The organism is Streptomyces sp. PA03-1a, from assembly GCF_033792805.1.
Lineage (GTDB): Bacteria > Actinomycetota > Actinomycetes > Streptomycetales > Streptomycetaceae > Actinacidiphila.
On record NZ_JARAVO010000039.1, the window covers coordinates 1 to 20,540 of the forward strand.

At 72.5% G+C, this 20,540-nt stretch carries 22 protein-coding genes; 10 read left to right on the forward strand and 12 right to left on the reverse strand.

The window, feature by feature from the left end; all coding sequences use genetic code 11:
- On the forward strand, positions 1–198 hold a 198-nt coding region (locus tag PV341_RS11370; protein WP_500357585.1), incomplete at its 5' end, for an S-adenosylmethionine:tRNA ribosyltransferase-isomerase.
- Between the two features lie 313 nt (positions 199–511).
- Positions 512–1,255 carry an aggregation-promoting factor C-terminal-like domain-containing protein gene (locus tag PV341_RS11375; RefSeq protein ID WP_500327388.1) on the forward strand — a complete coding sequence of 248 codons (744 nt, stop codon included), beginning with the start codon at positions 512–514 and terminating at the stop codon, positions 1,253–1,255.
- 90 nt (positions 1,256–1,345) lie between these two features.
- Here the strand turns inward: PV341_RS11375 and PV341_RS11380 are convergent, their stop codons facing one another.
- The gene (locus PV341_RS11380) at positions 1,346–3,910 is read right to left on the reverse strand and encodes an FHA domain-containing protein (protein WP_500327386.1); all 2,565 of its coding nucleotides are present in this window, start codon (positions 3,908–3,910) and stop codon (positions 1,346–1,348) included.
- 261 nt (positions 3,911–4,171) lie between these two features.
- On the opposite strand from PV341_RS11380, the gene PV341_RS11385 reads away from it, so the two are divergent.
- Together PV341_RS11385 and serB are read left to right on the forward strand one after the other, a co-directional pair.
- A complete protein-coding gene (locus tag PV341_RS11385) occupies positions 4,172–5,866 on the forward strand; it encodes a streptophobe family protein (protein ID WP_500357597.1) in 1,695 nt (564 codons plus the stop codon).
- 70 nt (positions 5,867–5,936) lie between these two features.
- Positions 5,937–7,178, forward strand: a complete 1,242-nt coding sequence (serB, locus tag PV341_RS11390) for a phosphoserine phosphatase SerB (protein ID WP_500327385.1) — start codon at positions 5,937–5,939, stop codon at positions 7,176–7,178.
- Between the two features lie 107 nt (positions 7,179–7,285).
- On the opposite strand, the gene PV341_RS11395 is transcribed toward serB, so the two are convergent.
- From PV341_RS11395 to PV341_RS11410, 4 genes are all read right to left on the reverse strand, one after another.
- A complete protein-coding gene (locus PV341_RS11395) occupies positions 7,286–7,807 on the reverse strand; it encodes a SixA phosphatase family protein (protein WP_499511114.1) in 522 nt (173 codons plus the stop codon).
- A 72-nt stretch (positions 7,808–7,879) separates the two neighbouring features.
- Positions 7,880–8,122 carry a hypothetical protein gene (locus PV341_RS11400; RefSeq protein WP_500327383.1) on the reverse strand — a complete coding sequence of 81 codons (243 nt, stop codon included), beginning with the start codon at positions 8,120–8,122 and terminating at the stop codon, positions 7,880–7,882.
- 168 nt (positions 8,123–8,290) lie between these two features.
- Positions 8,291–8,413, reverse strand: a complete 123-nt coding sequence (locus PV341_RS11405; RefSeq protein WP_500327381.1) for an SGM_5486 family transporter-associated protein — start codon at positions 8,411–8,413, stop codon at positions 8,291–8,293.
- A gap of 46 nt (positions 8,414–8,459) precedes the next feature.
- Positions 8,460–9,740 (reverse strand): CynX/NimT family MFS transporter, encoded by a 1,281-nt coding sequence (locus tag PV341_RS11410; RefSeq protein ID WP_500327380.1) that lies wholly within the window; start codon positions 9,738–9,740, stop codon positions 8,460–8,462.
- Between the two features lie 43 nt (positions 9,741–9,783).
- Here PV341_RS11410 and PV341_RS11415 point away from each other — a divergent pair, with 43 nt between their 5' ends.
- Positions 9,784–10,464, forward strand: coding sequence for a FadR/GntR family transcriptional regulator (locus PV341_RS11415; protein ID WP_500327378.1), 681 nt, complete (start codon positions 9,784–9,786; stop codon positions 10,462–10,464).
- Here PV341_RS11415 and PV341_RS11420 read toward each other — a convergent pair.
- The 3 genes from PV341_RS11420 to fabG all read right to left on the reverse strand — a co-directional run bounded on the left by PV341_RS11420 (position 10,445) and on the right by fabG (position 12,430).
- A complete protein-coding gene (locus tag PV341_RS11420) occupies positions 10,445–10,768 on the reverse strand; it encodes a hypothetical protein (protein WP_500327377.1) in 324 nt (107 codons plus the stop codon). The two genes, PV341_RS11415 and PV341_RS11420, sit on opposite strands and share 20 nt — an antisense overlap.
- A 184-nt stretch (positions 10,769–10,952) precedes the next feature.
- Entirely contained in the window at positions 10,953–11,720 is a 768-nt protein-coding gene (gene fabI, locus PV341_RS11425; RefSeq protein WP_500327375.1) for an enoyl-ACP reductase FabI, read from the reverse strand.
- Positions 11,721–11,725: 5 nt separating this feature from the next.
- Positions 11,726–12,430, reverse strand: a complete 705-nt coding sequence (fabG, locus tag PV341_RS11430; RefSeq protein WP_499511121.1) for a beta-ketoacyl-ACP reductase — start codon at positions 12,428–12,430, stop codon at positions 11,726–11,728.
- A 194-nt stretch (positions 12,431–12,624) separates the two neighbouring features.
- Between fabG and PV341_RS11435 the strand changes: the two genes are divergently transcribed.
- Genes PV341_RS11435 through PV341_RS11445 form a run of 3 tightly spaced genes read left to right on the forward strand, consistent with a single transcriptional unit; the run spans position 12,625 to position 16,108 of the window.
- Complete coding sequence (locus tag PV341_RS11435; protein ID WP_500327374.1) at positions 12,625–14,148, forward strand: TldD/PmbA family protein; 1,524 nt, start codon at positions 12,625–12,627, stop codon at positions 14,146–14,148.
- A complete protein-coding gene (locus tag PV341_RS11440; RefSeq protein WP_500327372.1) occupies positions 14,145–15,536 on the forward strand; it encodes a metallopeptidase TldD-related protein in 1,392 nt (463 codons plus the stop codon). Before PV341_RS11435 ends, PV341_RS11440 begins: the two co-directional genes overlap by 4 nt.
- 20 nt (positions 15,537–15,556) lie before the next feature.
- The gene (locus PV341_RS11445; RefSeq protein WP_500327370.1) at positions 15,557–16,108 is read left to right on the forward strand and encodes an RNA 2'-phosphotransferase; all 552 of its coding nucleotides are present in this window, start codon (positions 15,557–15,559) and stop codon (positions 16,106–16,108) included.
- Between the two features lie 21 nt (positions 16,109–16,129).
- Here PV341_RS11445 and PV341_RS11450 read toward each other — a convergent pair whose 3' ends face one another.
- Positions 16,130–16,411: a GlsB/YeaQ/YmgE family stress response membrane protein gene (locus PV341_RS11450; protein WP_499511125.1), complete on the reverse strand. Its 282-nt coding sequence runs from the start codon at positions 16,409–16,411 to the stop codon at positions 16,130–16,132.
- 178 nt (positions 16,412–16,589) lie between these two features.
- On the opposite strand from PV341_RS11450, the gene PV341_RS11455 reads away from it, so the two are divergent.
- Both PV341_RS11455 and PV341_RS11460 read left to right on the forward strand, forming a co-directional pair.
- The gene (locus tag PV341_RS11455) at positions 16,590–16,952 is read left to right on the forward strand and encodes a DUF3099 domain-containing protein (RefSeq protein WP_500327368.1); all 363 of its coding nucleotides are present in this window, start codon (positions 16,590–16,592) and stop codon (positions 16,950–16,952) included.
- A 192-nt stretch (positions 16,953–17,144) separates the two neighbouring features.
- Positions 17,145–17,378, forward strand: coding sequence for a hypothetical protein (locus PV341_RS11460; protein WP_500327367.1), 234 nt, complete (start codon positions 17,145–17,147; stop codon positions 17,376–17,378).
- Here the strand turns inward: PV341_RS11460 and moaA are convergent.
- The 3 genes from moaA to PV341_RS11475 form a co-directional block, all read right to left on the reverse strand.
- Positions 17,361–18,350, reverse strand: a complete 990-nt coding sequence (gene moaA, locus PV341_RS11465; protein WP_500327366.1) for a GTP 3',8-cyclase MoaA — start codon at positions 18,348–18,350, stop codon at positions 17,361–17,363. The genes PV341_RS11460 and moaA overlap by 18 nt on opposite strands.
- 94 nt (positions 18,351–18,444) lie before the next feature.
- Positions 18,445–20,082, reverse strand: a complete 1,638-nt coding sequence (locus PV341_RS11470; protein ID WP_499511129.1) for a monocarboxylic acid transporter — start codon at positions 20,080–20,082, stop codon at positions 18,445–18,447.
- Positions 20,079–20,468 carry a DUF485 domain-containing protein gene (locus PV341_RS11475; RefSeq protein WP_499511130.1) on the reverse strand — a complete coding sequence of 130 codons (390 nt, stop codon included), beginning with the start codon at positions 20,466–20,468 and terminating at the stop codon, positions 20,079–20,081. The genes PV341_RS11470 and PV341_RS11475 overlap by 4 nt, the downstream gene beginning before the upstream one ends.
- Between the last annotated feature and the right edge of the window lie 72 nt (positions 20,469–20,540).

Consider the following 20,540-nt stretch of genomic DNA (forward strand, 5'->3'; position numbering starts at 1 on the left):
GACCTGGTGGTCACCCCGGAGCGGGGCGTACGGGCGGTGGACGGCCTCCTCACCGGGCTGCACGACCCCGCGGCGTCGCATCTGCTGATGCTGGAGGCGGTGGCCGGGCGCGAGCTGCTGGAACGGGTCTACGCCGCTGCGGTGGGGGCCGGTTACCTCTGGCACGAGTTCGGGGACGTGAACCTGTTGCTGCCCTGACGGCCCCGCCCGGTGCACCCGCAGTCGCCCCGCGGTCGCGGTGCGCGACGCGCCTGTGAGGCGGCACATAGGGCGTACGTCACGTACGAGGACGCCTAGTAGGAGGCGGGGCGGCCGGATCGGCCGGAAGTGCGGGATGTGCCTACCCGGTCGGTCCGGCCGCTACGACTTCGGGTAGTAATGGACGGGTTTGGTCGGGGAATTTCCCGGGGCTAAGAATGCTCGGGTCGCTCCGCGCCGCGTTCGACACGCGGCGCCTCTCCTTGCCCGAGGGCGGAGTGGGGCGCAGCCGAATGGAAGAGGTCACTCCCCCATGCAGCTCCCGACGATCCCGAAGTTCGACCGCCTGACCAAGACCCACAAGTTCTCCGCCGCCGGCCTCGCCGCGGCCGGTGTGGGTGTCCTGGCCATCACCGGTGTGACCGGGACCAGCGGGACGGCGCAGGCCTCCGGCAAGGCACCGGAGGCGGTCGCCGGACAGGCACGGTCCGCCGCCGCCAAGCAGCACGCGTCGCACGTCGCGCACGTGGCGCACCGCAAGGCGCTCGCCAGGCAGCACGCCGCCCACGTCGCGCACCAGGCCGCGGTGCGCAAGCGCCACGCCGAGGAGCGCGCCCGCCAGGCCGCGCACGAGGCGCACCGGGCCCACGCACGCCTGCAGGAGCAGCAGGCCGCCAACCGCAGCCACGAGCGCAAGGCCCTCGTCCCGCAGCAGCGGCACGAGACCTCGCGTCCGGCACCGCGCGCGGCCGCCCCGGCGGCCCCGTCCGGCAGCCCGCAGCAGATGGCGCAGCAGATCATCGGCGACGCGGCCCAGTTCCAGTGCTTCGCCAACATCGTGATGCACGAGAGCACCTGGAACCCGTACGCGGTCAACCCCTCCTCCGGGGCGTACGGCCTGGTCCAGGCGCTGCCGGGCTCCAAGATGGCCTCCGCGGGCGCGGACTGGCGCACCAACCCGGCCACGCAGATCAAGTGGGGCCTGGACTACATGAACGGGCGTTACGGCAGCCCCTGCGGCGCCTGGTCGTTCTGGCAGGCCAACCACTGGTACTGAGCCGGCGGGCGCGGACCGTACGGACATGCGGAAGGCGGCGGTTCCCCTCCCCGGGGAGCCGCCGCCTTCCGCATCCGTACGCGGGGGCCGCTACTTGCGCATGACCTCCGGCTCGTGGCGGCGCAGCAGCCTCAGGACGAGGATGCCGCAGACGAGGGCGATGCCGAGCAGGATCGCCATGTCGAAGCCCCACTGGCTCGCCGAGTGCTCCCACAGCGGGTCCACGTTGTCGGGCTTGGCCTGGTCCCACGGCGGCATGAGCCGGCCGAGGTCGAGGGTGGCACCGGCGGCGCCGACGGCCCAGCGGGAGGGCATCAGCCAGGCGACCTGCTCCAGGCCGACGGTGCCGAAGATCTGGAACAGGACGCCGGTGAAGACGACCTGGACGATCGCGAACATCACCAGCAGGGGCATGGTCTTCTCGGCGGTCTTCACCAGCGAGGAGATGACCAGGCCGAACATCATCGAGGTGAAGCCCAGGGCGATGACCACCAGGGTGATCTCCGCGGCCGGGAAGCCCTTGACGATCAGGCCCTCCTCGGGGAGCTTGCGCACCGACAGCCCGATGGCGCAGATGATGACGCCCTGCAGGGCGCTGATCAGGCCCAGCACGAAGACCTTGGAGACCAGGTACGCGGAGCGGGACAGGCCCGTGGCGCGTTCCCGTTCGTAGATCACCCGTTCCTTGATCAGCTCGCGCACCGAGTTCGCCGCGCCCGAGAAGCAGGCGCCGACGGCGATGATCAGCATGATGGTGCCCGCGTCGGCGTTGAACTTCCCCGCCTCGTCGGGCGGGGCCAGGCCGGACTTCGCCGGGATGACCACGCTCACCAGGCCGAGGACGGCCGGGAGGATCACCATCAGCGCCATGAAGCCCCGGTCGGAGGCGATCACCGACAGGTAGCGGCGGACGAGGGTGACGAACTGCGCCGGCCAGCTCTGCGGCTTGGGCGGCTTGGCCCGCTGCGGGGCGGCGCCTACGGACTGCGGGGCGACCGCGTCCAGGTCCGCGGCGTAGATCTGGTAGTGCTGGGAGCCGCGCCAGCGACCGGACCAGTCGTAGTCGCGGTAGTTCTCGAAGGCGGAGAAGACGTCGGCCCAGGTTTCGTAGCCGAAGAAGTTCAGCGCCTCCTCGGGCGGGCCGAAGTAGGCCACCGCGCCGCCCGGCGCCATCACCAGCAGCTTGTCGCACAGGGCGAGTTCGGCCACCGAGTGGGTCACGACGAGCACGGTGCGGCCGTCGTCGGCGAGGCCGCGCAGCAGCTTCATGACGTCGCGGTCCATGCCCGGGTCGAGGCCGGAGGTGGGCTCGTCCAGGAAGATCAGCGAGGGCTTGGTGAGCAGTTCCAGGGCGACGGAGACGCGCTTGCGCTGGCCGCCGGAGAGCGAGGTGACGCGCTTGTCGGCGTGCACGTCGAGCTTCAGCTCGCGCAGCACCTCGTCGATGCGGGCCTCGCGCTCGGCGGCCTTGGTGTCGCCGGGGAAGCGGAGCTTGGCCGCGTAGCGCAGGGCCCTGCGGATCGTCAGCTCCTTGTGCAGGATGTCGTCCTGCGGGACGAGGCCGATGCGCTGCCGCAGCTCGGCGAACTGCTTGTAGAGGTTGCGGCTGTCGTACAGCACCTCGCCCTCTTCGGCCGGACGGTAGCCGGTCAGGGCGCGCAGCAGCGTCGACTTGCCGGAGCCGGACGGGCCGATGACGGCGACCAGCGACTTCTCGGGGACGCCGAAGGAGACGTCGTTGAGGATGGTCTTGGTCGTGCTGCCCTGCGGCACGCGGACGGTGAGCCGGCGGGCGGAGAAGGAGATCTCGCCGGTGTCGACGAACTCCTCGAGCTGGTCGCCGACGAGCCGGAAGGTGGAGTGGCCGACGCCCACGATGTCGTTGGGGCCCAGCAGATGACGCTGTATCGGCTGGCCGTTGACGTACGTGCCGTTGTGGCTGCCGAGGTCGACGATCTCGTAGCGGCCGTCGGGGTGCGCGCGGAACTCCGCGTGGAAGCGCGAGACCTGCAGGTCGGAGACGACCAGGTCGTTCTCCAGGGCACGGCCGATCTTCATGACGCGGCCGAGCACAAGGTGGTGGAAGGTGGTCGGGCTGCGGTCGCCGTAGACGGGCGGCGCGCCGGAGGCGCCCGACGGCCCGTGCGGGGACGGGATGTGCGCCTGCGGTGCGCGCTGGTCCGGCCGCGGGGCCTGCGAGGGCTGCGGCACGTGCGCGGCGGACGACCCGTTCCCCCAGCCGCCCTGCCGCGGCGGGGCGACGGAGTGGGGCGTCCCCTGCGCGGCGGGGCCGGACTGCCGGGCCTGCTGCTGCGGCTTGGCCAGTGCGGTGTCGGCGCTGTAGATGTCACCGCCGGCCGCGGCGCCGCCGCTGAAGCTCAGGCGCGGGCCGTCGGTGGCGTTGCCGAGGTTGACGGCGGCCCCGGCGGCGACGTCGTAGGCGTGGACGCGCTGGCCCTGGACGTAGGTGCCGTTGGTGCTGCCGAGGTCCTCGATGACCCAACCGCGTTCGCCCCGGCGGATGGTGGCGTGCCGCCAGGAGACCCGCGCGTCGTCGAGGACGACGTCCGACTGCGGATCCCGGCCGAGGCTGTAGGACCTGGCCGGATCGAGCGCCCAGGTCTGTCCGTTCAGTTCGAGTACGAGTTCAGGCACCCCAAGCCCCACAAAGTTGTCCCCCGGGTTATCCCCCATGGGGGGAGTCTAGGGATTGCGAACATCGGGAGGAACCATTCCAGGCACGCCCACCCGTCGGGAAGCCGCGCGAGGGGAGTGATGTGGACCCTCTTCCGAGAAGCCGTTGACGGCGCCGAAACACCACCGGAGAGTGGTAACCGCCCATGAACCGTGCGGATCATGACGGATCAGGGCACCATGCAGCGCAGGCGGTTCGGACGCGAGACCTCGGGGGCGGGCATGACCGCGTACACCTCCACACCTTCCAACGCGCCCGCGCGCCCGGGGCGCCCGGTCCCCTGGGGCGGTGTGCTGCTCTCCGCGGTCGCCGCGGTCAGCTGGGCGTACCTGGGGATGGTGGGGGCCGCCGCGCTGGGGCTGCACCTGCTCGGTGCCGACACCGCGGGCTCGCTGGGGCCGATGACGGCGGCCGTGGTCGCGATGGCGGTGGGCGGCAAGGTCGTCCCCTCCGGTGACGTCGCGGTGTTCGGGCTGGGCGGTGCGGGCGGCGAGGGCCGTCTCGACCTCATGCCGCTGGGCGTCGGCCTGGTGGGGGCCCTGCTGCTGGCCTGGGTGTTCCTGCGGTCGCTGCGCGGTGCGGGGCTGACCGTCTCCGGGGGTGAACTCGCCGCGCGGGCCGGGGCGGTGGTGGTGCTCTTCGTGACGCTGCTCGGCGCACTCGCCTGGGCCGGGGAGGACACCATCGCCCTCGACGGCGCCGCGCTGAGCGGGGGGAAGGGCGGTGGCCTGACGGACGGGATCCCGGGCATCGGTGACATCGGCGGGGGGCTCGGGGACGGGCTGCAGGACCTGATCGACGCCAAGGCCTCGGTGAGCTTCCACGTCGCCACCGGCCGCACCCTGCTGGGCGGCCTGCTGTGGGTGCTGGTCCTGCTGCTGCTGGCCCTGCTCACCTCGCGCCGTACGCCGCTGCCGCCCGCCCTCGAAGGGCTGCACCGGGCCGTGCGGCCCGCCGCGTCGGCGCTGCGCTGGGTGCTGCTGCTGGCCGTCGTCGCGGGCTGCGCCGCCGCGGGGTACGCGGCGGTGACTGGTGACGAGCCCGGCCGGATCGCCGGGGCCACCCTGCTGGGGGCGCCCAACGGGGTGTGGCTTGCGGTGCCGCTCGGGCTGTTCGTGTCCTGGCGGGGCACGGCCACCGGGGAGCTGGCGAAGGTGCTCCCGGATCCGCTGGACCGGCTGCTGTCGACCAGCGTGGCGGAGCCGGTGACGCCCGCCCGGCTGGCCGAGTACGACCAGCGGGTGTGGCTGCTGACCGTCGCCGCGGCGCTGATGATGCTGGCGGCGGGGGCGCTGGCGGCGGCCCGCACCCCGCTGTGGGGGGCGACGCGGGCCGGGTACGCGGGGCGTTGCGCGGTGCGGCTCGGCCTGGTCACGGCGGTCGCCTTCCCCTTGCTGGTGTGGGTGACGGGGGTCTCGGTGAACGCGGGCGTCTCGGTCTTCGGGTTCGACGCCGTGGGCGCCGGCGTCGACCTGCACGGCAGCCTTCCCCTGGCGTTCCTGCTGGGCGCCGCCTGGGGGGCGGTGGCGGGCGGCGCGGGGGCGCTGCTGGCCCTGCTGACGGGCACCGCAGGGCGCCGGGTGTCGCCGTACGCGCTGCGCCGGGCCGCCGAGGCGGCGGCCGGGGAGAGCAGCTCCCGCACGTACCCGGGCATCGCCTACCAGCCCGGTCCCTACATCCCGAGCGCCGGTTACGGCCGGCCGGACGCCGGGCCCAACCCCTACCGGCAGCCCCCGCAGGGCCAGGCGCCGCCGCAGGGACGCCCGCCGCAGGGCCAGGCGCCGCATTCCGCGCGGACCGTCACCGGGGCGCCGCTGCCCCCGCCGCCCGGGCCGCCCGGGCCTCCTCCGGGGCCGCCGCCCGGCCCGTCGCGCGAGGGCCCGCCGCCGCCCGGCGCGCCCGGAGGCCGCCGCTGACCACGGACGGTGTCCGCCAGGCGGAACACATGTCCGTCCGGGGCGCGGTGCCCGATACGGTGGAGGCACCATGAACGACGCATCGCAGGCGACCGCTGCCACCGCCGCCAATGTGCCGACGCTGCTGGTCAAGATCTTCGGGAAGGACCGGCCGGGGATCACCGCCGGGCTCTTCGAGACGCTGGCCCGCTTCCAGGTGAACGTCATCGACATCGAGCAGGTCGTCACCCGTGGGCGCATCGTGCTCTGCGCCCTGGTGCCCGCCCCCGCGGGCCGTTCGGTGGAGGGCGAGCTGCGCGCGACGGTGCATGCGTGGGCGGAGTCGATGCGCCTGCAGGCCGAGATCATCTCCGGCATCGGTGACAACCGGCCGCGCGGCGAGGGCCGCTCCCACGTGACGGTGCTGGGGCACCCGCTGACCGCGGAGTCCACTGCGGCCATAGCGGCCAGGATCACCGGCACCGGCGGCAACATCGACCGCATCTTCCGGCTCGCGAAGTACCCGGTGACGGCCGTGGAGTTCGCCGTGTCCGGTGTCGCCACCGCCACACTGCGTCCCGCGCTGGCCCTGGAGGCCCACGAGCGCGGGGTGGACGTGGCCGTGGTCTCGGCCGGCCTGCAGCGCCGGGCGCAGCGCCTGGTGGTCATGGACGTGGACTCCACCGTCATCCAGGACGAGGTGATCGAGCTCTTCGCGGCGCACGCGGGCTGCGAGGACCAGGTCGCCGAGGTGACGGCCGCGGCGATGCGCGGCGAACTGGACTTCGCGCAGTCCCTGCACGCGCGGGTCGCCCTGCTCAAGGGGCTGGACGAGTCCGTGGTGGACAAGGTCCGCCAGGAGGTGCGGCTGACGGCCGGGGCCCGCACGCTGATCCGCACGCTCAAGCGGATGGGCTACCAGGTGGGCGTGGTCTCCGGGGGCTTCACGCAGGTCACCGACGACCTCAAGGAGCGGCTGGGACTGGACTTCGCCGCCGCCAACACCCTGGAGATCGTGGACGGCAAGCTCACCGGCCGGGTGACCGGCGAGATCGTCGACCGGGCGGGCAAGGCCCGGTTGCTGCGGCGCTTCGCGGCGGAGGCCGGGGTGCCGCTCAGCCAGACCGTCGCCATCGGCGACGGCGCCAACGACCTGGACATGCTCAACGCGGCGGGCCTGGGGGTCGCCTTCAACGCCAAGCCGGTGGTGCGGCGGGCCGCGGACGCCGCGGTCAACGTGCCGTTCCTGGACACCGTGCTCTACCTGCTGGGCATCACGCGCGAGGAGGTCGAGTCGGCCGACGCCGGGGACGGCGCGCCCGCCGGGGCCTGACCGGCGCGGACCCACGGGCAGGGAAAGGGCTCCGGAGCAGGTGCTCCGGGGCCCTTTCCGTACGGTCCCTGCGGCGCTGCGTGTCGGCGGCTCGGCCGGCTGCGGGCTCAGTCGTGCGGCGACCAGAAGTCGACGAGGCGGCCGACGCCGTGCTCGACCGTCTTCCACGGACCGGAGAAGGTGATCACCGCGATGGCCGCCGTCGGGAATCCGGTGCGGTTCATCCGCGCACGGGCGTCCCCGTCGCTCTCCCCCGCGAGGGCGTCGGCCAGTGCGTGGATGGTCGGGTTGTGGCCCACCAGCAGCAGGTCGTCGACGTCCTCCGGGGTCTCGTTGAGCAGGGCGATCAGGTCACCGAGGGTGGCGTCGTAGAGGCGCTCCTCGTAGACGGTCCGCGGGCGGTGCGGGAGTTCGTGGGCGGCCAGCTTCCACGTCTCGCGGGTGCGCGCGGCCGAGGAGCAGAGGGTCAGTTCGAACGGGATCCCCAGTTCGGCGAGCCTGCGGCCGGCGACGGGGGCCTCCTTGCGTCCCCGTTCCGCCAGCGGTCGCTCGTGGTCGGGGACGTCGGGCCAGTCGGCTTTGGCATGCCGGAGCAGGACGATCCGGCGGGGCGATGCAGCTGCGCTCATGACCCTCAGCTTTCCAGAAATCCTGCCGCCAGGCGCGGGCTGCGGGACGGATCACGGATCGCCGCGGGAGCGTCACAGCAGGTGCTGCAGGAGCCCCGGGAGCCCTTCGCCGACCGCGTGCAGGAGCTGTCCGACGGGCTCCGCGGCCGAGGCGTCCGCGGCACCGGGGCCGGCGACCAGGGCGAGCAGCGCCACGAAGGCGAGTGCGGGCAGGGCGAGCGCCCACCACGGCAGGCGCGTCTGCGTGCCGCCCCCGACCGCCGGGCGGGCGGCGCGGGTTCGCGGGGTACGCGAGGGAACAGCCTGCAGGGACACGGGACGCCTCCGTGGGTCAGCCGGGGTGCCGGAGCGGTGTCCGACCTTGCACCACGACGCTACGGAAGGACGGGCGCCGGGCCCATCGGGTGGCCCACCCACTCGACCCTGACCCTGGCCCCCTAGGGGAGGTGGGGTTGTCCCTACCCCGGGTCTCGGGGTGGCAGGTCAGCCGAACTTGGCGCCGATGATCGCGATCACCGCGACGAGGGCGGGCACGGCCATCATGAGGCCGAAGATGATCAGGAGCTTCTTCTGCGGCTGCGGGGGGTCGGGCTCGAGCACGGGCATGCGGCCCAGTCTCGCACCCGGCCGTGGCGGCCGCGCACGCGGGTGGTCAGAGCTCGTCCTCCACGGAGCGGTCGCGGCCTGCGACCACGCCCGCGGCGATCTGCGGCACCAGCAGGGCCAGCATGAAGGCCACCGGCAGGTCCCAGCCGCCGGTGTGCTGGTAGAGGGCCCCGACGAGGATCGGACCGGGGATGGAGAGCAGGTAGCCCGTGCACTGCGCGAAGGCCGACAGCCGCACCACCCCGCCGCCGGTGCGCGAGCGCATCCCGATCATGGTGAGGGCGAGCGGGAACGAGCAGTTGGAGATGCCCAGCAGCAGGGCCCACACCCAGGGCGCGGCGGCCGGGGCCGCCCACAGGCCGCCGTAGCCGACGATCCCGAACAGGCCGAGGCCGACGGCGAGTCCGCCCTGGTGCCGCATCCGGCCGGCGAGCGCGGGCAGCACGAAGGAGAGCGGTACGCCCATCACCATGGTGACGGCGAGCAGCACGCCCGCGGTGGAGGCGGAGACCCCGGCGTCGCGGAAGATCTGCGGCAGCCACCCCATGGTGATGTACGCGCCCGTGGCCTGGAGCCCGAAGTAGACGGCGAGTGCCCAGGCGGTACGGCTGCGGGCGATGCTGCCGGCGGGCGCCCGCTCCGCGGGCGGGGCTGCGGGGGTGGCGGCGGGGGCCGTGGGGGCGTGGTCCCGGTCCCGGACGAGGGCGAGCCAGGGCAGTACGGCGACGGCGGCGATCACGCCCCAGGCGGCGAGGCCGAGCCGCCAGTCGCCGCCGAAGGCGCGGGTCGCCGGGACGGTCGCCGCGGCGGCGAGGGCGGTGCCCAGGGACAGGGCCATCGAGTAGAGCCCCGTCATGGTGCCCACCCGGTCCGGGAACCAGCGCTTGACGACGACGGGCATCAGGACGTTGCCGACGGCTATGCCGCCGAGCGCGAGGGCGCTGGCGGCGAGGAAGAGCGCCGTGCCGCCGGCGAACGGACGCAGGAAGAGCCCGAGGGTGATCGCGACCAGCCCCGCGCAGACCACGGCGCCGGGGCCGCGGCGGCGGGCCAGCCGGGGCGCGGTCACCCCGAACACGGCGAAGCACAGCGCGGGGACGGAGGTGAGCAGGCCCGCGACGGTGCCGCTCATGCCCAGGCCGTCGCGGACCTCCTCCAGGAGGGCGCCGAGGCTGGTGATGGCGGGCCGCAGATTGAGGGCGGCGAGCACCAGCGCGACCGCCACCAGGATCCGGGTGCGCCGTACGCCTTGCGCGGCGAGGGGAAGGTGTGCGGGCATGGTGGCCCGTTCCGTGGCAGGGTCGAGCGTCGCTTCGTCGTCACGCATGCCGACCATCATAGAATGATGGGATGAATGTTGAGGAGACCCCATGCCCCTGACCTCACCCCGGCGCTCCGCCCTGGCCGACCAGGTGATCGCGCAGCTGCGCGCCCAGATCACCTCCGGTGAGTGGCCGGTGGGGTCGCGGATCCCCACCGAGACCCAGCTGGTCGAGCAGCTCGGGGTGGCCCGCAACACCGTCCGCGAGGCGGTGCGGGCGCTCGCGCACAACGGACTGCTCGACATCCGGCAGGGCTCCGGCACCTATGTGCTGGCCACCAGCGAGCTCGCCGGGGTGATGCACCGCCGCTTCGCCGACGCCGACCCGCGGCACGTGGCCGAGCTGCGCAGCGCCCTGGAGGCGTCCGCGGCCGCGCTCGCCGCGCGGCGGCGGACGGACCGCGACCTGAAGCAGCTGGACGCGGCCTTGGCCCGGCGCGAACGGGCCTGGGAGTCGGGCCGTACCGAGGCCTTCGTCGACGCCGACGCGGCGCTGCACCTGTCCGTCGTGGCGGCCTCGCACAACGACGTCGTCGCCGAGCTCTACGCCGACCTCGGCGAGGTGCTGCGCGCCTTCCTGCGCGCGGACGTCGGCGAGGAGCTGCGCGCCGAGCAGTACGTGGACCACGCCCGCCTGGTCGAGGCGATCCGGGCCGGCGATCAGGAGGCGGCTTCCGCCGAGGCCTCCGCGCACGCCTTCAGCTGCCGCTTCAGTCCAGCGTCCCGGTGACCCAGACCTCCTGGATCTCCTTCCAGCAGCGGTCGCTGAGCGTGACGGTCTGCGCGGGTCCGACCGGGACGGGGGCTCCGTCGACGTCCGGGTCCCACCACTGGAGGCACTCGATGTGCAGCTGCACGCGGTCCAGGTCGGGGTCGGGATTGAAGCACACGGCGACGCCCTCGCTGCCCTGCACCGAGGTCCGGCACTGCGCGACGTCCGGAAGCCGGGCCGCGGCCCCCGCCGCCGCGGCCGCCGGGCCCACACCCGCGGCGAGCGCCGCGACCACCGCCGCGGCGCATACGTAGGGACGCACGATCGACGCCCTCCCTCCGCTCACCCCCGGGCCCCCGCACAGCCATCCTCCCGGCCCGGGGGGTCCGGCCACCCGGTCTGCTGGGCCGAACGGGGGACGGCGCCCCGAACGCGCGTACGGCCTTGGTGCCGCCCGAGGGCGGCACCAAGGCCGTACGCGAAGGGGCCGGAACGGGCCCGTACGATCAGGCGCCGACCGCGTGCAGACCGCCGTCGACGTGGACGATCTCCCCCGTGGTCTTGGGGAACCAGTCGCTCAGCAGCGCGACGACACCGCGGCCGGCCGGCTCGGGGTCGGCGAGGTCCCACTCGAGCGGGGCCCGGTGGTTCCAGACGTCGGCCAGCTCACCGAAGCCCGGGATGGACTTGGCGGCCATGGAGCCGATCGGGCCGGCCGAGATCAGGTTGCAGCGGATGTTCTGCTTGCCCAGGTCCCGGGCGATGTAGCGGGAGGTGGCCTCCAGCGCCGCCTTGGCCGGGCCCATCCAGTCGTACTGGGGCCAGGCGAACTGCGCGTCGAAGGTGAGGCCGACGACCGAACCGCCCTCCTGCATCAGCGGCAGGCAGGCCATGGTGAGCGACTTCAGCGAGTACGCGGAGACGTGCATCGCGGTGGCGACGGACTCGAACGGCGTGTTGAGGAAGTTGCCGCCGAGCGCGTCCTGCGGCGCGAAGCCGATGGAGTGCACGACGCCGTCGAGGCCGCCCAGCTCCGCGCCGACCACGTCGGCGAGGGAGGCCAGCTGCTCGTCGTTGGTGACGTCGAGCTCGATGACCTTGACCGGCTTGGGCAGCTTCTTGGCGATGCGCTCGGTCAGCGTGGGCCGCGGGAACGCCGTGAGGATGATCTCGGCACCCTGTTCCTGGGCGAGCTTCGCGGTGTGGAACGCGATGGAGGACTCCATCAGCACGCCGGTGATGAGGATGCGCTTTCCAGCGAGGATTCCGCTCATGGTGCTCAGTGACCCATACCCAATCCGCCGTCGACGGGAATGACGGCTCCGGTGATGTATGCCGCCTCGTCGGAGGCGAGGAAGCGGACCGAGGAGGCGATCTCCTCGGGCTGCGCGTAGCGGGCCAGCGGGACCTGGCTGACGATGTTCTTCCGCTGCTCGTCGGTGAGCACACGGGTCATGTCGGTGTCGACGAAGCCGGGGGCGACGACGTTGACGGTGATGTTGCGCGAGCCCAGCTCACGGGCGAGGGAGCGCGCGAAGCCGACCAGGCCGGCCTTGGACGCGGCGTAGTTCGCCTGGCCCGCCGAGCCGAGCAGCCCCACCACGGAGGAGATCAGCACGATGCGGCCCTTGCGGGCGCGCAGCATCTTCCTCGACGCGGCCTTGACCACGCGGAAGGTGCCGGTGAGGTTGGTGTCCACGACGGACGTGAAGTCGTCGTCGGACATCCGCAGCAGCAGCTGGTCGCGGGTGACGCCGGCGTTCGCCACCAGCACCTCCACCGCGCCCTGCTGGGCCTCGATCTCCTTGAACGCCTGCTCGACCTGCTCACCGTCGGTGATGTCGCACTTGACGGCGAAGAGCCCCTCCGGGGGCTCGCCCGAGCGGTAGGTGACGGCGACCTTGTCGCCCGCGTCGGCGAACGCCCTGGCGATGGCGAGGCCGATGCCCCGGTTTCCTCCGGTGACGAGAACCGAGCGGCTCAACGGATCACCCTTTCCCTAGAGGTCTGGTACTCCAGAAAACTATCTGCCTACCTCGCGGTACGGGGAATCGACCCCCGACAGGGGCGTGTGCGAGTCGCTGTCGAGTCTCTACAGAAAACCGCAGGCGGGCGGATTGTCGGAGCGGCATGATTCACTGCGGAGACCTTGACGATTGGACAGAACGGGAGGCCGTCGTGCCCCACGAGGTCGATCAGTCATTCCTGGCGCTGCCGCTGCGGGCGCTCGCGGACGCGGCGCTGGCACGCGCCCGCGCCCTGGGTGCCGAGCACGCGGACTTCCGCCTCGAGCGGGTGCGCAGCGCCTCGTGGCGGTTGCGCGACGGCAGGGCGTCCGGGTCGTCGGACACCACGGACGTCGGCTATGCGGTGCGCGTGGTGCACGGCGGGGCGTGGGGCTTCGCCTCCGGGGTCGACCTGACGATGGACGCCGCGGCGCGCGTGGCCGGGCAGGCGGTCGCGATGGCGAAGCTGTCGGCCAAGGTGATCGCCGCGGCGGGCTCCGACGAGCGGGTGGAGCTGGCGGCCGAGCCGGTCCACTCCGACAGGGTGTGGGTCTCCTCGTACGAGGTCGACCCCTTCGAGGTGCCCGATGCCGACAAGACGGGTCTGCTGTCCGAGTGGAGCGGGCGGCTGCTGGCCGCCGACGGCGTGTCGCACGTCGACGCCTCCCTGATGACCGTCCACGAGAACAAGTTCTACGCGGACACCGCGGGGACGACCACGACCCAGCAGCGGGTGCGGGTGCACCCGGAGCTGACCGCCGTCGCGGTGGACCCGGGTTCCGGGGAGTTCGACTCGATGCGCACCCTGGCGCCGCCGGCCGGCCGCGGCTGGGAGTACCTGACCGGCACCGGCTGGGACTGGGACGCGGAGCTCGCGCAGATCCCCGGGCTGCTCGCCGAGAAGATGGCGGCGCCCTCGGTGGAGGCGGGCTCGTACGACCTCGTGGTCGACCCCTCGAACCTGTGGCTGACCATCCACGAGTCGATCGGCCACGCCACCGAGCTGGACCGTGCGCTGGGCTACGAGGCCGCCTACGCGGGCACCTCCTTCGCGACCTTCGACCAGCTGGGCACGCTGCAGTACGGTTCCCCGCACATGAACGTCACCGGTGACCGCACCGCCGAGCACGGCCTGGCGACCATCGGCTACGACGACGAGGGCGTGGCCGGGCAGTCCTGGGACCTGGTCAAGGACGGAGTCCTGGTCGGCTACCAGCTCGACCGCAGGATCGCCCGGCTCACCGGCTTCGAGCGCTCCAACGGCTGCGCCTACGCGGACTCCCCCGGCCACGTCCCGGTGCAGCGGATGGCGAACGTGTCGCTGCAGCCCGCGCCGGACGGGCCGTCGACGCAGGAACTGATCGGCGGCGTCGAGCGCGGCATCTACGTCGTGGGCGACCGCTCCTGGTCGATCGACATGCAGCGCTACAACTTCCAGTTCACGGGCCAGCGCTTCTTCAGGATCGAGAACGGCCGGCTGGCCGGGCAGCTGCGCGACGTCGCCTACCAGGCCACCACCACGGACTTCTGGGGCTCCATGGAGGCCGTCGGCGGGCCGCAGACCTACGTCCTGGGCGGCGCCTTCAACTGCGGCAAGGCCCAGCCGGGTCAGGTCGCCGCCGTCTCGCACGGCTGCCCCTCCGCGCTCTTCCGCGGCGTCAACATCCTCAACACCACGCAGGAGGCCGGTCGATGAGCTCCGTTTCGAAGCCCCACGAGATCGTCGAGCGCGCCCTGGAACTGTCCCGGGCGGACGGCTGCGTCGTCATCGCCGACGAGGAGTCCTCGGCCAACCTGCGCTGGGCGGGCAACGCGCTGACCACCAACGGCGTGACGCGGGGCCGCACCCTCACGGTGATCGCGACGGTGAACGGCTCCCAGGGCACCGCCTCGGGCGTGGTGTCCCGCGCCGCGGTCACCGCGGACGAACTGGAGCCGCTGGTGCGGGCGGCCGAGGCGGCCGCGCGCGCCGCCGGCCCCGCTGAGGACGCCCAGCCGCTGGTCGAGGGGGTGCCGGCGAGCGCCTCCTTCACCGAGCCGCCGGCCGAGACCTCCTCCGAGGTGTTCGCCGCCTTCGCGCCCGCCCTCGGCGAGTCCTTCGCCGCGGCCCGGGCCGGCGGCCGGCGGCTGTACGGGTTCGCCTACCACTACGTCACCTCCACCTACCTGGGCACGTCCTCGGGGCTGCGGCTCCGGCACGACCAGCCCAGCGGGACCCTGGAGCTCAACGCCAAGTCGCAGGACATGTCGCGCTCGGCGTGGGCCGGGGCCGGCACCCGCGACTTCACCGACGTCGACCCGGCAGCCCTCGACGCCGACCTGGCGCAGCGCCTGGCCTGGGCCGAGCGCCGGATCGACCTGCCCGCCGGGCGGTACGAGACGCTGCTGCCGCCCTCCGCCGTGGCGGACCTGGTGATCTACCAGCAGTGGAGCGCGGCGGCCCGGGACGCCGCGGAGGGCCGTACGGTCTTCAGCCGGCCGGGCGGGGGCACCCGGGTCGGCGAGAAGCTCTCGGAACTGCCGCTGACGCTGCGCAGCGACCCGGCCGAACCGGGCCTGGAGTCGGCGCCGTTCGTCATCGCGCACGCCTCGGGTGACGCCGCGTCGGTCTTCGACAACGGGCTGCCCGTCGAGGCGACCGACTGGGTGCGCGAGGGCGTGCTCAACCGCCTGTCCACCACGCGGCACAGCGCCGGTCTGACCGGGCTGCCGTTCACGCCGTCCGGGGGCAACCTGATCCTGGACGGCGGCGGCAAGCGGTCGCTGGAGGAGATGGTGGCGGACACCGAGCGCGGCCTGCTGCTGACCTGCCTGTGGTACATCCGCGAGGTGGATCCGGCCACCTTGCTGCTGACCGGGCTGACCCGGGACGGGGTCTACCTGGTGGAGGGCGGCGAGGTGACCGGAGTGGTCAACAACTTCCGGTTCAACGAGTCGCCGGTGGACCTGCTGGGCCGGGCCACCGAGGTGGGCCGCACCGAGCGGACGCTGCCGCGCGAGTGGAGCGACTGGTTCACCCGGGCCGCGTTCCCGGCCATGCGGGTCCCGGACTTCAACATGAGCTCGGTCAGCCAGGGGGTCTGACCAGGACGATGGGTGGGGCGATGGACGAGAAGCAGACGGTCAAGGTCTCGAAGTTCCTGGCGCGGGTGCTACGGCACGACCCGGCCTCGATCGGGATCACCCTGGACGAGTCCGGCTGGGTGGACGTGGACGAGCTGATCGCCGCGTCCGGCCGGGCGGGCCGGCGCTTCTCGCGCACCGACCTCGACCACGTCGTGGCCACCAACAACAAGAAGCGGTACGCGTTCTCGGAGGACGGGCGGCGGATCCGGGCCAGTCAGGGGCACTCGGTGGAGGTCGACCTCGGGCTGTCGCCGGCGGAGCCGCCGGCCGTCCTCTTCCACGGCACGGCCAGCACCACCCTGCCGACCGTGCTGCGCGAGGGGCTCAAGCCGATGTCCCGGCAGGACGTCCACCTGTCCGCGGACGTGGAGACGGCCGTGCGCGTCGGTGCGCGGCACGGCCGTCCGGTGGTGCTGGCGGTGGACGCGGCCGGACTGGCGGCCGCGGGCCACGAGTTCCGGGTGAGCGCCAACGGCGTGTGGCTCACCGACCTGGTGCCCCCGACGCATCTGCGGCCGCACGTCCCGTGAGCCCTGAGCGGGGCGCCCCCGTCAGGTGGCCGTCCGCCGCCGCCTGCCGCGGATCGAGGCCCACAGCGGGGTGATCACGGCGACGACGAGGATCGCGCCGAGGATCTGGAGCACGTGACGGATCCAGTCGATGCCACCGGTGTGCCGGACGCCGATCCATCCGGCGACCGCGTTGCCCAGGAAGGCGCCGAGGATGCCGCAGATGATGGTGAGCCACCAGGGGATGTCCTGCCTCCCCGGCAGGAGCAGCTTCGCCAGGAACCCGAGCACGATGCCGACGATGATCGCCCAGAACCAGTTCATGCGGCCAGTCTCGGCGTGGCCCGGGTACGCCGCATGCCGAAGGCGGCCATACGCCGTACGGCGGGCGCTGTCACACGCAGACGGCCTCCCCGGTCTCCTCTGCGGCAAACCCACGGCGTACCGTGGACAGTGCCGGAACCGGGTGGCTTCCGGCGTTTCGAGCAGGTGGTGGAACGTGATGCGGAAGCGGAGCGGTACCGAGGTCTTCCGGATCACCGGGACCGCGGCAGGGCTCACCGACGACGTCCGCGGAAGGCAGCGGCGCTACATCATCTCGATGTCGGTCCGCACCCTGTCCTTCATCCTGGCGGTCGTCCTGTGGCACGTCTCGACGCCGCTGGCCTGGATCGCGCTGGTCCTCGGCCTGGTGCTGCCGTACATCGCGGTCGTCATCGCCAACGCGGGCCGGGAGAACGCCCCCGGACTGCCGTCGGCCCGGATCGCGCCGCCCGTACGGCCGGCGCTCGGCCCCGGCGAACCGCTGCTGCCGGCGGAGCGGACCCCGGAAGAGGACGGACGCTCCCCCTCCGGTCAGGTCTGAACCTTTCCACCGCTCCGGGCCTGCTCAGGGGCCGCTCCGAAGCTCAAGAAAACCTCAGATCAATCATGGGGATCCACTGCACTGCGGGCCTTTCCGCGTGACATACTGCGTACGCGCTCCGCATCCCCCGTCGGAGCGACGGACCGACGCCGGGCGGCTCCCCCCGTGGCTGCCCGGCGTCGCCATGTTTGGATGGGGTTCGTGAACGACGAATCCCCGATCTGCTCCGCCAAGGGTTGCCGCGCCCCCGCCGTGTGGGTGCTCGCCTGGAACAACCCGAAGATCCACACGCCCGAGCGCCGCAAGACCTGGCTGGCGTGCGAGGAGCACCGCGAGCACCTCTCGTCGTTCCTGGGCGTCCGCGGCTTCCTGAAGGACGTCGTGCCCTTCGAGGAGTGGGAGTCGAACTCAGCCGCCGATGGCTGACATGGGCCGCTCGGGCTGCAGGAACGTGGGGTCGTCCAGGCCGGAGCCGGCCTTCTTGCCCCACATCGCGGTCCGCCAGAGTTCGGCGACCTCCTCGTCGGAGCCACCGGAGCGGAGCGCCGCGCGCAGGTCGGTCTCCTCGCGCGCGAAGAGGCAGTTGCGCACCTGACCGTCGGCCGTGAGCCGGGTGCGGTCGCAGGCCCTGCAGAAGGGCCGGGTGACGGAGGCGATCACACCGACCCGGGCGGGCCCGCCGTCCACCAGCCAGCGCTCGGCGGGGGCGTGACCGCGGGCCGCGTCGGGCTCGGCGGTCAGCGTGAACCGGGTCCGCAGGCTCTCCAGGATCTCCTGGGCGGTGACCATGTCGCTGCGCTGCCAGCCGTGCTGGGCGTCGAGCGGCATCTGCTCGATGAAGCGCAGCTCGTAGTCGCGCTCCAGGGCCCAGGCCAGCAGCTCGGGGGCCTCGTCGTCGTTGATGCCGCGCATCAGCACGGTGTTGACCTTGACCGGGGTCAGTCCCGCGGCGTGGGCGGCCTCCAGGCCGCGGACGACGTCATCGTGCCGCTTGCGGCGGGTGAGGGTCTGGAAGACGTCGGGACGCAGGGTGTCCAGGGAGACGTTCACCCGGTCCAGACCGGCCCCCCTCAGCGCCTGCGCGGTACGGGCGAGGCCTATGCCGTTGGTGGTCAGGGAGAGCTTGGGGCGGGGCTCCAGCTCCGCGCAGCGCTCGACGATCCCGACCAGACCGGGGCGGAGCAGGGGCTCGCCGCCGGTGAAGCGGACGTCCTTGACGCCGAGCGTGGTGACGGCGATCCGCACCAGCCGGACGATCTCGTCGTCGGTGAGCAGTTCGGGCTTGCCGAGCCACTGCAGGCCCTCCTCGGGCATGCAGTAGGTGCACCGCAGATTGCACCGGTCGGTCAGCGAGACCCTCAGGTCGGTCGCGATCCGGCCGTAGGTGTCGATCAGCACGGCGCGCCTCCCTTTGAGGGTCCGGTCGGTGGGACGGCAGTGCCGTCCCGTTACTTCGCAGCCTACGGGACGGCACCGACGTTCAACAGTCTGTTTAATGCGCTCCGGCTCCGGTGAGGGAGCGGACCTCCAGCTCCGCGTACTTGCGGTCGGCGTCCTCTTCCGGCTTGGACAGGAGCGTGCCCACCACACCGAGCAGGAAACCGACGGGGATGGAGACGATCCCGGGGTTCTCCAGCGGGAACCAGTGGAAGTCCACGCCGGGGAACATCGCGGTCTCCTTGCCCGAGACCACGGGCGAGAAGACCACCAGGACCACGGAGGTGATCAGACCGCCGTAGATGCTCCACAGCGCCCCGGTGGTGTTGAAGCGCTTCCAGAACAGGCTGTACAGGAGCGTCGGCAGGTTCGCGGACGCCGCGACGGCGAAGGCCAGGGCGACCAGGAAGGCGATGTTGAGCTTGCCCGCGAAGATGCCGAGCAGGATCGCCACGGCCCCGATGGCGACCGCCGCGATCTTCGCCGCCGCGACCTCCTCCTTCTCGCTCGCCGTGCCCTTGCGGATGACGTTGGCGTACAGGTCGTGCGCGAAGGACGACGAGGAGGCGAGGGTGAGGCCCGCGACCACGGCCAGGATCGTGGCGAAGGCGACCGCGGAGATCACGGCGAGCAGGATCGCGCCGCCCGTGGAGTCCGCGCCGCCGCCGATCTCCTGGGCGAGCAGCGGGGCCGCGGTGTTGCCGGCCGCGTTGGAGGTGGTGATCGTCTCCGGGGTGAGCAGGGCGGCGGCCCCGAAGCCCAGCGCGATCGTCATCAGGTAGAAGCAGCCGATGATGCCGATCGCCCAGTTCACCGAGGTACGGGCGGCCCGGGCGGTGGGCACGGTGTAGAAGCGGATCAGGATGTGCGGCAGGCCCGCGGTGCCGAGCACGAGGGCCAGGCCCAGCGAGATGAAGTCGATCTTCGAGGTGGCCGTGACGCCGTACTTCAGGCCCGGCTCCAGGAAGGCCGCGCCCTTGCCGCTCTTCTCCGCGGCGGCGCCGAGCAGCGACGACAGGTTCCAGTGGAACTTGGCGAAGACCAGGAACGTGATCAGCAGGGTCCCGCCGATCAGCAGCACCGCCTTGACCATCTGCACCCAGGTGGTGCCCTTCATGCCGCCGATGGTCACGTACAGCACCATGACGACGCCGACGAGGATGACGATCAGGCGGCGCGGCCCCTCACCGGTGATGCCGAGCAGCAGGGCCACCAGGGCGCCCGCGCCGACCATCTGGGCCAGCAGGTAGAAGATGCTGACAACGATGGTCGAGATGCCCGCGGCCGTGCGCACCGGACGCTGCCGCAGCCGGAAGGCGAGGGCGTCGGCCATGGTGAACCGGCCGGAGTTGCGCAGGGGTTCGGCGACCAGCAGCAGCGCCACCAGCCAGGCGACGAGGAAGCCGATCGAGTAGAGGAAGCCGTCGTAGCCGACGAGGGCGATCGAACCCGCGATGCCCAGGAAGGACGCGGCCGACATGTAGTCGCCGGAGATCGCCAGGCCGTTCTGGAAGCCGCTGAAAGAACGGCCGCCGGCGTAGAAGTCGGTGGCGTCCTTGGTCTGGCGGCCGGCCCAGACGGTGATGCCGAGCGTCGCGACGACGAAGACCGAGAACAGGGTGATGATGAGCGGTCGGTGTTCGCTCGCGCCGACCGCGACCACCTGGACTCCCGTGGTGTGCAGCGCGGTCATGCGGTGGCCTCCGTGCTCTCGGTGTCGTCGGTGCCCTGGGGGCCAGGGCCTTCCAGGCTCGCCTTGATGGCGTCCGCGCGGGCGTCGAGCTTGGCGTTCGCGTGCCGGGAGTACCACACGGCGATCCCGAAGGTGGTGGCGAACTGCGCGAGCCCGAAGACGAGGGCCACGTTGATGTGGCCCACGACCTTGGTGTCCATGAAGCCGCCGGCGTAGTTCGACAGCAGGACGTAGAGCAGGTACCAGGTGATGAAAGCGACCGTGAGCGGGAACGCGAACGAGCGGTATGAGCGGCGCAGTTGGGCGAACTCCGCGCTCGCCTGCACCTCGGCGTACGAGTCGGCAGACGGCGGACCGGAGCTTGCCGACGGTCGTGCGGGGTCCACGATGCCTCCTGTGGGGCGGAGCTTGAGAGGGCACGAACAGGCGACGCGACCCGCGTGGGCGCACGGGGGCGC

Excerpts from the sequence above, each read along its gene's own strand:
- PV341_RS11375 (WP_500327388.1), top strand. The coding sequence starts at position 512 with ATGCAGCTCCCGACGATCCCGAAGTTCGACCGCCTGACCAAGACCCAC.
- PV341_RS11385 (WP_500357597.1), top strand. The coding sequence starts at position 4,172 with ATGACCGCGTACACCTCCACACCTTCCAACGCGCCCGCGCGCCCGGGG.
- serB (WP_500327385.1), top strand. The coding sequence starts at position 5,937 with ATGAACGACGCATCGCAGGCGACCGCTGCCACCGCCGCCAATGTGCCG.
- PV341_RS11395 (WP_499511114.1), bottom strand. The coding sequence starts at position 7,807 with ATGAGCGCAGCTGCATCGCCCCGCCGGATCGTCCTGCTCCGGCATGCC.
- PV341_RS11405 (WP_500327381.1), bottom strand. The coding sequence starts at position 8,413 with ATGCCCGTGCTCGAGCCCGACCCCCCGCAGCCGCAGAAGAAGCTCCTG.
- PV341_RS11410 (WP_500327380.1), bottom strand. The coding sequence starts at position 9,740 with ATGCGTGACGACGAAGCGACGCTCGACCCTGCCACGGAACGGGCCACC.
- PV341_RS11415 (WP_500327378.1), top strand. The coding sequence starts at position 9,784 with ATGCCCCTGACCTCACCCCGGCGCTCCGCCCTGGCCGACCAGGTGATC.
- fabI (WP_500327375.1), bottom strand. The coding sequence starts at position 11,720 with ATGAGCGGAATCCTCGCTGGAAAGCGCATCCTCATCACCGGCGTGCTG.
- PV341_RS11440 (WP_500327372.1), top strand. The coding sequence starts at position 14,145 with ATGAGCTCCGTTTCGAAGCCCCACGAGATCGTCGAGCGCGCCCTGGAA.
- PV341_RS11445 (WP_500327370.1), top strand. The coding sequence starts at position 15,557 with ATGGACGAGAAGCAGACGGTCAAGGTCTCGAAGTTCCTGGCGCGGGTG.
- PV341_RS11450 (WP_499511125.1), bottom strand. The coding sequence starts at position 16,411 with ATGAACTGGTTCTGGGCGATCATCGTCGGCATCGTGCTCGGGTTCCTG.
- PV341_RS11455 (WP_500327368.1), top strand. The coding sequence starts at position 16,590 with ATGCGGAAGCGGAGCGGTACCGAGGTCTTCCGGATCACCGGGACCGCG.
- PV341_RS11460 (WP_500327367.1), top strand. The coding sequence starts at position 17,145 with ATGGGGTTCGTGAACGACGAATCCCCGATCTGCTCCGCCAAGGGTTGC.
- PV341_RS11470 (WP_499511129.1), bottom strand. The coding sequence starts at position 20,082 with ATGACCGCGCTGCACACCACGGGAGTCCAGGTGGTCGCGGTCGGCGCG.